This window comes from Caballeronia sp. (assembly GCF_028292365.1).
Taxonomy (GTDB): Bacteria; Pseudomonadota; Gammaproteobacteria; order Burkholderiales; family Burkholderiaceae; genus Caballeronia.
In genome coordinates this window covers 1-12,248 of record NZ_JAQGMM010000186.1, presented here as the reverse complement: position 1 = coordinate 12,248, position 12,248 = coordinate 1, and the positions used below count along the sequence as shown (strand labels likewise).

At 61.1% G+C, this 12,248-nt stretch carries 11 protein-coding genes; 4 read left to right on the top strand and 7 right to left on the bottom strand.

Going from position 1 to position 12,248, the window contains the following annotated elements; genetic code table 11:
• Positions 1 to 111 precede the first annotated feature (111 nt).
• A complete protein-coding gene (locus JWR14_RS11500; RefSeq protein WP_299706085.1) occupies positions 112 to 561 on the bottom strand; it encodes a hypothetical protein in 450 nt (149 codons plus the stop codon).
• Positions 562 to 760: 199 nt separating this feature from the next.
• The gene (locus tag JWR14_RS11495) at positions 761 to 2,416 is read right to left on the bottom strand and encodes a methyl-accepting chemotaxis protein (protein ID WP_299706082.1); all 1,656 of its coding nucleotides are present in this window, start codon (positions 2,414 to 2,416) and stop codon (positions 761 to 763) included.
• A gap of 299 nt (positions 2,417 to 2,715) precedes the next feature.
• Here JWR14_RS11495 and JWR14_RS11490 point away from each other — a divergent pair, with 299 nt between their 5' ends.
• The 3 genes from JWR14_RS11490 (at position 2,716) to JWR14_RS11480 (ending at position 4,909) form a co-directional block, all read left to right on the top strand.
• Complete coding sequence (locus tag JWR14_RS11490; RefSeq protein ID WP_299706079.1) at positions 2,716 to 3,960, top strand: MFS transporter; 1,245 nt, start codon at positions 2,716 to 2,718, stop codon at positions 3,958 to 3,960.
• 140 nt (positions 3,961 to 4,100) lie between these two features.
• Entirely contained in the window at positions 4,101 to 4,406 is a 306-nt protein-coding gene (locus JWR14_RS11485; RefSeq protein ID WP_299706088.1) for a hypothetical protein, read from the top strand.
• Positions 4,385 to 4,909, top strand: a complete 525-nt coding sequence (locus tag JWR14_RS11480; protein WP_299706076.1) for a DNA-binding protein — start codon at positions 4,385 to 4,387, stop codon at positions 4,907 to 4,909. Before JWR14_RS11485 ends, JWR14_RS11480 begins: the two co-directional genes overlap by 22 nt.
• Positions 4,910 to 4,922: 13 nt before the next feature.
• On the opposite strand, the gene JWR14_RS11475 is transcribed toward JWR14_RS11480, so the two are convergent.
• From JWR14_RS11475 to JWR14_RS11455, 5 genes are all read right to left on the bottom strand, one after another.
• Entirely contained in the window at positions 4,923 to 6,887 is a 1,965-nt protein-coding gene (locus JWR14_RS11475; protein WP_299706074.1) for a propionate--CoA ligase, read from the bottom strand.
• Between the two features lie 108 nt (positions 6,888 to 6,995).
• Positions 6,996 to 7,499 carry a hypothetical protein gene (locus JWR14_RS11470; protein ID WP_299706071.1) on the bottom strand — a complete coding sequence of 168 codons (504 nt, stop codon included), beginning with the start codon at positions 7,497 to 7,499 and terminating at the stop codon, positions 6,996 to 6,998.
• Positions 7,496 to 7,711 (bottom strand): hypothetical protein, encoded by a 216-nt coding sequence (locus JWR14_RS11465; protein WP_299706068.1) that lies wholly within the window; start codon positions 7,709 to 7,711, stop codon positions 7,496 to 7,498. The genes JWR14_RS11470 and JWR14_RS11465 overlap by 4 nt, the downstream gene beginning before the upstream one ends.
• A 217-nt stretch (positions 7,712 to 7,928) precedes the next feature.
• Entirely contained in the window at positions 7,929 to 8,726 is a 798-nt protein-coding gene (locus JWR14_RS11460) for a 5'-methylthioadenosine/adenosylhomocysteine nucleosidase (protein ID WP_299706065.1), read from the bottom strand.
• On the bottom strand, positions 8,723 to 11,083 hold the full coding sequence (locus JWR14_RS11455) for a UvrD-helicase domain-containing protein (RefSeq protein WP_299706062.1): 2,361 nt from the start codon (positions 11,081 to 11,083) through the stop codon (positions 8,723 to 8,725). Before JWR14_RS11455 ends, JWR14_RS11460 begins: the two co-directional genes overlap by 4 nt.
• Positions 11,084 to 11,328: 245 nt before the next feature.
• Here JWR14_RS11455 and JWR14_RS11450 point away from each other — a divergent pair.
• Positions 11,329 to 12,248: class I tRNA ligase family protein (locus JWR14_RS11450; protein ID WP_299706059.1), on the top strand; the 920-nt coding region annotated here is incomplete at its 3' end.

Sequence of the window (12,248 nt, the reverse complement as noted above, 5' to 3'; positions counted from 1 at the left end):
TGGAAGGAAGTGGAGTTGCTTTAACGTGGCTTGCCCTTTCATCGCGCTGCCGGTTCATGATCACAAACCGGCAGCGCGAGTTGCTCGCTCACAAGCTCACCCTCAAGCTCCTCACTCGCGCCAGAGTATCGCCACCGCCTGATCGCCGTACTCCACGATGTACCCGCCATGCTCGCGCTGCCATTCACGCGCGGCGTCGGCACCGGCAAACCACACCTTCTCGTAGTCACCGAAAGCGCCCGCATCGAAGCGGTATCGATCGATGACGGCAGGCTCTCGCGTATCAAGTTCCGGCTTGCAAGCGTCCCAGCCGAAATGACCCAGCTCCACCGCCAGCATGTTCAATACGTGCTTGAGCTGAATTTCAGTGCGCGTTTTGTGAAGCTCGCCGAGCGTCCCGGCACGGGTCACGCCCGCGGCCAGCAAGCGGCGCACGATGGGCATCGCCGTGCTTGTATCGTCCGCGTGAGAGCGACGAAGCAGCCGGCGCGCATGGCGTCGAAGAAATTCGGTGTTGGTGAGTTCGGAATTGATAGTGCGGGGACAGGATGTTGACCACATGACGTTTCTCCTTGTTGCGCCGTTCTCGCTGCGGCTAAAGGTTCAACGTTGCGGTTTATCCAGATGAAGCGATAACGCGTGACAGGTGTTTTCACTTTCGCGAGACCGGGCGCCCTGCCGCGCCCGTCGCGAATTCTAGAACAAAGGCTTGCGGTTCAGCAAGCCCGGATTCGGCTATCAGCGTGCATACCACGTTACATCACGCCAACTGAAACTTACCGACCAGTTGTTTCAACGCGTGCGCCTGATCGTCCAGCGACTGCGCAGCAGCGGCCGCCTGCTCGACCAGCGCCGCGTTCTGTTGCGTGCCCGCGTCCATTTGCGTGACGGCGAGATTGATTTCCTCGATGCCGCTGCTCTGCTCCGCCGACGCCGCCGAAATCTCACCCATGATGTCCGTCACGCGCTTGACTGCCTTCACGACCTCTTCCATGGTCGAACCGGCTTCGTGAGCGAAGGTCGAGCCATCGGAAACACGCGCGACCGATGCGTGGATCAAGCCCTTGATTTCCTTCGCAGCCGCCGACGACCGTTGCGCGAGGTTCCGCACTTCCCCCGCGACGACCGCGAACCCGCGCCCTTCTTCGCCGGCCCGTGCCGCTTCCACGGCGGCGTTGAGCGCGAGGATATTCGTCTGGAACGCGATGCCTTCGATCACCCCGATGATGTCGCCAATACTCTTCGCGCTCGCGTTGATCTGTTCCATGGTCGCGACCACGCGGCCGACCACCACGCCGCCTTTTTCCGCAATCTCCGACGCGTTGTAAGCCAGTGAGCTCGCCTGCTTCGCGTTCTCGGCGTTCTGGCGTACGGTGGATGTCAGTTCCTCCATGCTCGACGCCGTCTTTTCCAGCGCAACGGCCTGCTGTTCCGTGCGTTGCGACAAGTCCACGTTGCCTTGCGAGATTTCGCTGGATGCCGACGCGATCGCTTCCGCGCTGGCCGCAATTTCACCGACCGTCGCCGATAAATCCTTCTGCATGCCGGAGAGCGCATGGAGCATGCTGGTGCTGTCGCGCTTCGCAATCGCGATGCGGTTCGACAGGTCGCCCGCCGCGATCCGGCTCGCAATTTCCATTGCATAGACCGGCTCGCCGCCAAGCTGTTTCGCGAGCCGTCGCACGACCCATTCGCCAACCGCGAATGCCAGCACGATCAGCACGAGCGTCAACACGGCCACCATCACAAACGATTCGTGATAAATGGCAGCCGCCGAATCAATCGTCGCCTTGGCTGTCGCACCTCGCTGTTCGATAAGCGCATTCACGAGCTTTTCCAGCTTGCCTGTTGCCACCAGCAGCGAGACGTCCATGATCCCGACCTGCCAGTTCATCTGCGACAGATCAAGCGGTTGTTCCTTCACCAGTTTGACGAAGGTGCGCAGGTCGGTGCTCCACGCGCCGACGGACGTCGCCAGGCGCTTTTGGTCGCCGGTCGGGTCCGCGTAGTTTTGCAGGTTATGTTGTCCGCGGCCGATATCGGCGAGCGCATGTTCGATATCCGCGCCGAGTTCGTCGCGCTCTTTCGCGGTGGTCGCGGTGAGCAGCATCTTTTGCGAGCGGCTCGCGCGCAGCACGGCGCCGCGCAACTCTTCAACGTCCCGGCTGGCGACATACCCCTCGCGATAAATGGATTCCGTGGAACCGTTGAGACGGCTGATCTGCGTCAGCGCGATCACGCCGATAACCAGCGTGCCAACCAGCAACAACGCGAACGCGAGGCGCAGCGACGCCTTGACGGATAACGAACGGCCGCTTGTGGCGGCGATCTTGGCCATCGTCCGGGCGGCGGCCTTGGCGCCGCCATCGGGAATAAATCCAGCGCCGGGATTGCCCCGCAGCGAAAACGGTTTCATCTATTGAATTCCCAGTTTTTGATTGGCATCGCGCGGCCTGCTTCTTGGGCGGGCCGCACGGCTACATCAATGGTCTACGGCGGGAAATGGCGCTTCTTTAGATGTGTTTTCACCACATGTTGGAAACTAGCGTTGAGGTCACCAAAAGCGGGCGTGTATGCGCCAGGCATGGGCAGTCTGATGTCCGTTTCGCGACAATATTTGGCCGGACAATGCGTAGAGGACACATTAAAATTATCTGCACACCGCGCATCCGTGGCACTTTGACGCACTCAGAGAGACAACTTCCAGCCATCATCATGCAGACAAGTATCGATAAAAGCGCGCTCGGCGCCGCCCCCGCCTTGAGCCCCGCCGTGCCGCGCACCGCCTTTTCCGTGCTCGGCGCGATCAGTTTTGCGCATTTGCTCAACGACATGATCCAGTCGCTGATCCTCGCTATCTACCCCCTGTTCAAAAGCGAGTTTTCGTTGTCGTTCGGGCAAATCGGCTTGATTACGCTGACCTACCAGATTACGGCGTCGTTGCTGCAGCCGCTGGTCGGCTTATATACCGACAAACATCCGAAACCGTATTCGCTGCCGGTCGGCATGGGGTTCACGCTGTGCGGCTTGTTGCTGATGTCGATGGCCGGAAGCTTTCCGGTATTGCTGGTAGCCGCGGCGCTGGTCGGTTGCGGATCGTCGATCTTCCATCCCGAGTCTTCGCGAGTGGCGCGCATGGCGTCGGGCGGACGTCACGGGCTTGCGCAGTCGGTATTCCAGGTCGGCGGTAATGCGGGCAGCTCCCTCGGGCCCTTGCTGGCCGCCTTGGTCGTGATGCCGCATGGGCAACGCAGCATTGCGTGGTTCTCGGCCGCGGCGCTGCTCGCCATTGTCGTGCTGGCCAACATTGGCCGATGGTACCAACGTCACCCGGCGGTGAAGAAGGCGCGTGCGTCAGCCGCGGTCTCGGCATTGCCGCGCAATAAAGTCCTGATGGCAATGACGGTCCTGATGCTGCTCGTATTCTCGAAGTACTTTTATCTGGCGAGTATCAGCAGCTACTTCACGTTTTATCTGATCAGCAAATTTCATTTGCCGGTGGAAACCGCGCAGGTTCATTTGTTCTGGTTCCTGGCGGCAGTGGCGGTGGGCACGATCGTAGGCGGCCCCGTGGGCGACAAGATCGGCCGCAAGGTTGTGATCTGGGTATCCATTCTGGGCGTCGCACCGTTCACGCTGATGTTGCCGTTTGCAAACCTGTTCTGGACCGGCGTGTTGTCAGTGGTGATCGGGCTGATCCTGGCATCGGCATTCTCGGCCATCCTGGTCTATGCCACTGAACTGGTTCCGGGCAAGGTCGGCATGGTGGCGGGGTTGTTCTTTGGCTTTGCGTTCGGCATGGGCGGCATAGGAGCCGCCGTCCTTGGCCATCTGGCTGACGCGACGAGCATCGACTATGTCTATAAGGTTTGTTCGTTCCTGCCGCTGATCGGAGTCCTGACGATCCTGCTGCCGAATACCCGGGATGCAAAGGAAAAAATGGTAACGGCTAAAGCGTGATGATCACGGTCATGTGAGCAGAACACACAGTCGACCGACGAACGCGCAACTCTAAAACGAGTTTTCGTTTCGACGTTCCAGGCGCCCCACAAGGTTGTCACTTGACAACCTTGTGGGGCGCCTCTACTATGGGGCTAACGATGACTCGATCACAGCATCAGAAGAAGGAAATTGAAGAAGCACTGCGGCACGCGGAAACGCATGGATGGCGCGTCGAACAAGGAGGAAGCCATGCGTGGGGCCGGATCTATTGCCCCTACAATGCGGCCGAGTGCCGTTGCGGTGAGTTTTGCATTACCAGTGTGTGGAGTACGCCGAAAAATGCGGTGAATCATGCGCGAGCCATCGAGCGCGTGGTCGACAACTGCACGTTTCAGTCAAAAAAAGTTTCCGGTCAAACAGCGGTCTCAATCAAGGTAACACCATGGAATACACGTTCACATTGAAGTACCGGTTGTCGGAAAGCGACTGCGATCATGAAGCGTTGATCGGACGCCTCGGTGCCGCAGGATGCGACGACGCATTGATCGGTGTGGGTCAGCCAGGCCGGATTGCGCTGGCATTTACGCGGGAAGCGGACAGCGCGCAAGCGGCATTAATGAGCGCCTTGAAGGACGTCAAGTCGGCCGTTCCGTCAGCAGCACTGGTGGAAGCATCACCGGACTTTGTCGGCCTGACCGACGTCGCCGACGCAATCGGCGTCACGCGTCAGAACATGCGCAAGTTGATGCTCACGAACTCGGACACCTTTCCATCGCCAGTGCACGAGGGCAGCACCGCCATCTGGCATCTGGCGGAAGTCATGGACTGGCTCAAGGCAAAAGGCACGTACCAGCTTGAGCAAGCGGTTCACGAAGTCGCGGAGACCACCATGCAGGTCAATCTCACCAAAGATACGCAGCGGCTCACGCCCCGGGCGGAGCGTGAGTTAAGGGCTTTGGTGAAGTAAACAGGCGCTGCCGCTAACGCGACAAAGCCTCCTTCACCTGCACCAGCGCCCCGGCATCCTCGATCATCGGCAGATCGCCGGGGTCGCGCCCTTCGGCCAACGCAGCAATCGCCCGTCGCAACAACTTGCCCGACCTCGTCTTGGGCAGCATCGCCAGGAAATGAACTCTGGCGGGACGGGCGATCGCACCCAAATGCGCATCCACGCTGCGGCAAAGTTCGGCCTCAAGCTTTTCACGCGCGCCCTCTGCCTCCAACGCCTGGGCATCGCGTACCACGACGAAGGCCAGTGCGACTTGCCCTTTCACCGAATCGGCCACGCCCACCACCGCCACTTCAGCCACGGCCCGGTGACTGCTTAAGGCCTCTTCTATCTCACGCGTGCCCAGCCGATGTCCCGCCACGTTGATCACGTCGTCGGTGCGTCCAAGGATGGAGACGTAACCCTCTTCGTCGGTCACGCCCCAGTCGAAGGTCGAATAAAGTTGCTGCCCCGGCACACTTTCCCAGTACGTCTTGATGAAGCGCGAATCGTCGCCCCATACCGTTTGCATGCAACCCGGCGGCAGCGGATAACCCAGCGTGATCACCCCCTTCTCGCCCGGCGCACAGATCTCGCCAGTCGCCTCGTTTCGTACGGTCAAAGCAAAGCCCATCGACGGTACGCCCGGCGATCCGAGCTTCGGCGGCAATGCTTCAATACCGCGTGGAATGGCGATCATCGGCCAGCCGGTTTCGGTCTGCCAGTAGTTATCGACGACGGGCTTTTTCAGCGCGTCCTGAATCCACTGCGCCGTGGGTTCATCCAGCGGTTCGCCCGCCAGGAACAAGGTGCGCAAGCTCGATAGATCCGCCTGCTCCATCAGCTTCGGGTCCTGCTTCTTGAGCACGCGCAACGCAGTCGGTGCGGTAAACATCAGGTTGATCTTGTGCTGCGCGATGATCCGCCACCAGATGCCGCCATCGGGGCGAATCGGCGTGCCTTCGTACATGACCGTTGTCAGGCCGGCAATCAGCGGTGCATAAATAATGTAGCTGTGTCCGACCACCCAGCCCACGTCCGACGCGGTCCACATGGTGTCGCCGGGATTGCCCTGGAAGATGTGTTCCATCGATGCCGCCAACGCCACCGCGTACCCGCCCACGTCGCGTTGCACGCCCTTCGGCTTGCCGGTCGTCCCCGATGTATAGAGCACATAAGAAGGCTCATTTGATTCCAGCCAGACGCACGGAACATGAGCGTCGAAGAACTGTTCGCGCAACGGCTCGTAAGAAACCAGATATGGCGCCTGCAACCGTTCTGGCGCGAGCTGGCGGTCGATCAGTAACACCTTCGGCACTTTGTGCGTGGCGCGCGCCAGCGCTTCGTCCACAAGCGGTGTGTAATCGATCACCTTGCCCGCCCGCGCACCGGCGTCGGCGGTGACAATCAGCACCGGCGTGGCGTCATCAATGCGCGCCGCCAGGCTCGGCGCAGCGAAGCCGCCGAACACAACCGAATGGACCGCGCCGAGCCGTGCGCATGCGAGCATCGCAAACAGCGCTTCGGGGATCATCGGCAAATAGATCAGCACGCGCTCGCCCTGTTTCACGCCGAGCGAGCGCATGACGGCGGCCATGCGGTTCACTTCAGCGTGCAGTTCGGCATAGGTGTAGCGCCGCTCGATGCCCGTTTCCGTGGATACATACACCAGCGCATTTTGCTGAGCCCGCGCGGCGAGATGCCGGTCGACGGCGTTGTAGCAGAGATTGGTCTTGCCGCCAATGAACCAGCGCGCGAATGGTGGATTGCTGCGATCAAGCACTTGCTTGAACGGCGTTTCCCAATGAATACGCCGCGCTTGTTCGCCCCAGAACGATTCCGGGTCTTCAATCGAACGGCGATGAGCTTCACGATAAGTCGGCATTCGAACCCCTTTCTGGTAGCGGAACGCCACGCCTGAATCATGTTCAGGAGCTGGCGAATTGCTCCTGAGCATAGTTCAGGCCGTGGGGCGCTGCTAGAGAGGGACGGCCCTGAGTCGACGGCGCAGGCGTCGCCGACTATTTATTGTCCACGGCAGGCCGCGACACTTCGCGACACTTTGTTAAGGCATCTGCAAACGCGGTTTGTCGGTTGGCAGGGATTTCTCCAGATCGGTAGCCGAATGCTTGAGCAGGACCGGCGTGAGCTCGCCGGCCACCCGCATGCTGGACACCACGACCATTCGCACGCCACTGCCCTCGGTCGCGGCGCGCACGGCTTCCCGCGTCGACGCCCGGGCTTCGATCCTCGGCTCGATCACGATGAATCCACGGCAAAAAAGCGCGAGCGTGTCCCGGTGCGAACGAAGCCAGACGTTGCGCAGGCGCGTGTCATCGGCGGTTTCATCGGCGTCATGGTCGGACACGATCACAAACGGCGTCTTCAACGATAGCAACCGCTGCATCTCGGCGCCCCAGCCGAACGCATAGCCCGATTGCACTGCGCGCCGGCGTAAGCGCACGAGGGGAAAGCGGCTGGCATCATGCATGCGCTGATCGGGCAGATGTGACGCGCCGGACGCGCCAATAACGACGGACTTCGCCAAGGGAGATGGGTTAGCAATCACAGCGGTCTCGTACTCCAGAAATTCATGGCTATTGCAAGGTTTGCGACTATCGGACGACGTGAAAACCGGGGTGGCCGGGGCGGTTCGGCGGTATCGCCAATGGGCTGCGCCGCTGCGGCGAGCGATGCGCGGCGCGTGGTCTCGATCACCCGTGCAGCGTTCGCGGAGATTGCGCGCTGTGCCCGGCTGGAATCGGGCGTCGTTTCGGTCATGTGGACCTCCTGTCGTCGCAAACATTGTAATTGCGAATCATTCTCACTTACAAGAGGGAATTTTGGGGAGCGAATCAGAAGGAAGAGCGGGAGCAAAGCGGGGAAATGCGGGATAGGTCGATATGGATACACAGCTTTGGCTGTGTATCCCGGCGCAGCGCAGCGCAGAAAGCGCCGCTGCGCCCCGAGACAAACGGCTACGCGCTGATGGCGAAAACTACGTTCTGGAAAAAAGGCTCACGTCGCCCGTGGAATCCCACGCGGACAAAAACCGTCGCAAGATCCCCGACGAATACGCACCGCCCAGCGCATGCAGGAACTCAAGGAAAGATTCTGGCGCATCGGCATCGGCGGTGTCAGAAACCGTGCGCACGATCGCGCACCGGACACCGTGCTCGAAACACACTTGCGCGAGCGCCGCGCCTTCCATCTCGACCGCCAGCGCGTCGGGCAGCGCTGCGCGCAGCGCGTTCACCTCGTCGTGACTCGATACAAACCGGTCGCCGCTTACGATCAACCCGCGATGCAATTGCGGCGGATGTACGCCGAAACGCGCCTCCAAAGCAGCGTGTTCATCGGCAAGAAATGCCCTGCATGCTTCTGCCAGCGCGGCGTTCAGCGTGGCGTCCCCGGGGAAACGCGCCATGCCCAGCAACGGCACCTCAAAGCGCGGAAATAACGGCGATGCGTCGAGATCATGCTGCATCAGCGTTTCGCCAATCACGATATCGCCTATTCGCACGTCAGCACGAACGCCACCGGCGACACCCGTGAACACAATGGCGTCAACATCGAACAGGTGGATCAACGCGCTCGCCGTTGCCGCCGCGGCCACCTTTCCCACACGAGCGAGCGTGACCACGCATGGCACTCCATGCGCGATGCCGACGTGATACTCGCGCCGGCCGATGGTTTCAGTGCGCACCTCACCGGCCGTGTGCATCGAGTCGATCAGATCGCCCAGTTCCTGCGGCAACGCGGCCATGATGCCCAGACGCTTCACGCTCGCCGTCATTCCACTGCCTGCAACTTCGCAACCGCCAGCGCGAGCCACTTCTCGCCGTGACGTTTGAAGCGGACTTGCGCACGGGCATCGGTGCCCGTGCCTTCGAGTCCGATCACCGTGCCTTCGCCAAACTTGGTGTGAAACACAGCCTGACCGACCTTGAAACCGGTGTCGGCGGCGCGCTGGTTGTTGGCGAATGCTGGCAGCGGCTTACCGGCATCGGGATCGGCGTACGCGGCGCGTTCCTTGTCGGGCCGTGCGAACCAGTCGCGGCCCCAGCCGGCGTTATCCGACCGGCCGCCCCAGCGCGCACCCGCCTCCACCTTCGGCGTCAGCCACTTGAGCGAACCTTCGGGGAGTTCATCGAAGAAACGGGAACGAATGTTGTAGCGCGTCTGGCCATGCAACATCCGGCTCTGCGCAAACGACAGATACAACCGCTCTTTCGCCCGCGTGATTGCCACGTACGCCAGCCGCCGCTCTTCTTCGAGCCCATCGCTTTCCTGCGCGCTGTTCTCGTGCGGGAACAGGCCTTCTTCCAGACCCGTGATGAACACCGCCATGAATTCAAGACCCTTGGCCGCGTGCACCGTCATCAGTTGCACCGCGTCCTGGCCGGCTTGCGCCTGGTTGTCTCCTGCTTCGAGCGATGCGTGCGACAGGAAACCGGCCAGCGGCGTCATGGTGTCGGGATTTTGCGCAGGATCGGCGGGACTCTCCGGGTCGAGCACATCGACGGCTGGATCGTCGGTCGCCAAGCCGATTTCCGGCGCATTCGTCGCCCCTGGACGAAGCGGAATGGAGCGCGCGGGGGTATCGAGCCCGTAGCCCTCCTCCTGCACGAACGCCGCCGCAGCGTTCACCACTTCCTGCAAATTCTCCAGCCGATCCTGACCTTCGCGCTCATTCTCGTAGTGCGTGGCAAGACCGCTCGCCCGAACCACATATTCCACGGTTTCGGGCAGGCTCATCTGCTGCGTTTCAGCGCGCATCTTGGCGATCAATTGCGCAAACGCGCCGATGCTCGAACCCGCCTTGCCCATCACGTAGGGAACGGCGGCGGCCATCGAACAGTTGTAGAGGCGCGCAGCGTCGGCCAGTTGCTCGATCGACCGTGCACCGATACCACGCGTCGGAAAATTCACGACGCGGGCGAACGCGGTATCGTCGTTCGGGTTGTCGATCAGGCGCAGATACGCCAGCGCGTGCTTCACTTCCTGACGTTCGAAGAACCGCAAGCCGCCATACACGCGATACGCAATGCCCGCATTTACCAGCGTATGTTCGATAGTCCGCGACTGCGCGTTACTTCTATACAGAATGGCGATTTCGCTGCGCGCCGCGCCGGCATGGATCATCGACTTGATCTCCTCGACGATCCACGCCGCCTCCTGCGTATCGGTCGCGGCCTCATACACGCGTACCGGCTCACCATGGCCAGCGTCGGTGCGGAGATTCTTGCCGAGCCGCCGCGAGTTCTTCGCGATCAGGAAGTTGGCGGTATCGAGGATATGACCGTGCGAGCGATAGTTCTGCTCGAGCTTGATCATGTTGCGCACGTGGTACTCGCGCTCGAAGTCGTGCATGTTGCCGACGTTCGCGCCGCGAAACGCGTAGATGGACTGATCGTCGTCGCCGACCGCGAAGATGGCGTTGTGCTCTCCGGCCAACATTTTCAGCCACGCGTATTGCAGCTTGTTCGTGTCCTGGAACTCATCGACCAGGATGTTTCGAAACCGGGCCTGATAGTGCGCGCGCAACGGCGGATTGTGCGCGAGCAACTCGTAGCAGCGCAGCAGCAGTTCTGGGAAATCGACCACGCCTTCGCGCTGGCATTGCTGCTCATACGCCACATACAACTCGACGAACTTCATGTTGAAGGAATCGGTCGCGTCGACGTCTTTCGGGCGCAGCCCTTGTTCCTTGGCGTTGTTGATGAAGTACTGCAGATTCTTGGCCGGATATTTCTCGTCGTCGATGTTCAAGCCCTTCATCAGGCGTTTGATGGCGGACAACTGGTCGGCGGTATCGAGGATCTGGAAGGTCTGCGGCAGGCCCGCGTCGCGGAAATGCGCGCGCAGCATGCGGTTGCACAGGCCGTGAAAGGTGCCGATCCACATGCCGCGGGTATCGATAGGCATCATCGCGGTCAGGCGCGCCATCATCTCCTTGGCGGCCTTGTTCGTGAACGTGACGGCGAGAATGGTCGGGGGCGACGCGAATCCCTGCTGGATCAGCCAGGCGATACGCGTAATGAGCACGCGCGTCTTGCCGCTGCCCGCGCCCGCGAGGATAAGCGCCGGCTCGTTCGGCAGCGTGACGGCGGCGAGTTGTTCAGGGTTCAGATTGGCGAGCAGATCGGGCATGGGGGGAGTTTTCCGGTGGGACAGGTATTATAAAACGGCAGGGGAGCGGTCGTTGACACTGGGTTTGGAATCGGCTTGCTCGCTCCGGCCTCCCGCCGAAACCGCCCTTCAGGTTCCCCTCGCGCTCCCCTCACGCAAATCCCGCGTGCGAGCGAAGCACCTTCCCGCCGACCGCACCCTGTCTACGCCTTATAATTCCCCGACCCCCGCTTCTTTCTTACGCATTTTTCGGCAGATTCCACCCCATGAGTGACAACACGACTGACAACACGCTCGCGAAGAGTTTCGAGCCCCAGAACATTGAGTCCCACTGGGGCCCGGAATGGGAAAAGCGCGGCTACGCTGCGCCGACCCTGATCGAAGGCAAAAAAGATTTCTCGATCCAGCTCCCCCCGCCGAACGTCACCGGCACGCTGCACATGGGTCACGCGTTCAACCAGACCATCATGGATAGCCTCACCCGCTACCACCGCATGCTCGGCGAAAACACGCTGTGGCTGCCTGGAACGGATCACGCCGGGATCGCCACGCAAATCGTGGTGGAGCGTCAACTCGATGCACAAGGCGTATCGCGCCATGATCTCGGCCGCGAGGAATTCCTGAAGCGCGTCTGGGAATGGAAGCAGAAATCCGGATCGACCATCACAGGCCAGGTGCGCCGCCTGGGGGCGTCCATCGACTGGTCGCGGGAATATTTCACGATGGACGACAAAATGTCGCCCGTCGTTATCGATGTATTCGTCACGCTGTTCAAGCAAGGCCTGATCTATCGCGGCAAGCGGCTGGTGAACTGGGACCCGGTGCTGGGCACCGCCGTCTCGGACCTGGAAGTCGTCAGCGAAGAAGAAGCCGGCAGCCTGTGGCACATCCAGTACCCGCTACCCGATGGCTCCGGCCACGTGACGGTTGCCACCACCCGCCCGGAAACCATGCTCGGCGACACCGCCGTGATGGTCCACCCGGAAGACGAGCGTTACGCGCACCTGATCGGCAAGACGGTCATGCTGCCGTTATCGAACCGGGAAATCCCGGTGATCGCCGACGATTACGTGGATCGCGAGTTCGGCACCGGCGTGGTCAAGGTCACGCCCGCGCACGACTTCAACGACTATCAGGTCGGCCTGCGCCACAAGTTGCCGATGATCGAGATCCTCACGCTCGACGC

Excerpts from the sequence above, each read along its gene's own strand:
- JWR14_RS11495 (WP_299706082.1), bottom strand. The coding sequence starts at position 2,416 with ATGAAACCGTTTTCGCTGCGGGGCAATCCCGGCGCTGGATTTATTCCC.
- JWR14_RS11500 (WP_299706085.1), bottom strand. The coding sequence starts at position 561 with ATGTGGTCAACATCCTGTCCCCGCACTATCAATTCCGAACTCACCAAC.
- JWR14_RS11475 (WP_299706074.1), bottom strand. The coding sequence starts at position 6,887 with ATGCTCAGGAGCAATTCGCCAGCTCCTGAACATGATTCAGGCGTGGCG.
- JWR14_RS11460 (WP_299706065.1), bottom strand. The coding sequence starts at position 8,726 with ATGACGGCGAGCGTGAAGCGTCTGGGCATCATGGCCGCGTTGCCGCAG.
- JWR14_RS11455 (WP_299706062.1), bottom strand. The coding sequence starts at position 11,083 with ATGCCCGATCTGCTCGCCAATCTGAACCCTGAACAACTCGCCGCCGTC.
- JWR14_RS11490 (WP_299706079.1), top strand. The coding sequence starts at position 2,716 with ATGCAGACAAGTATCGATAAAAGCGCGCTCGGCGCCGCCCCCGCCTTG.
- JWR14_RS11485 (WP_299706088.1), top strand. The coding sequence starts at position 4,101 with ATGACTCGATCACAGCATCAGAAGAAGGAAATTGAAGAAGCACTGCGG.
- JWR14_RS11480 (WP_299706076.1), top strand. The coding sequence starts at position 4,385 with ATGGAATACACGTTCACATTGAAGTACCGGTTGTCGGAAAGCGACTGC.
- JWR14_RS11465 (WP_299706068.1), bottom strand. The coding sequence starts at position 7,711 with ATGACCGAAACGACGCCCGATTCCAGCCGGGCACAGCGCGCAATCTCC.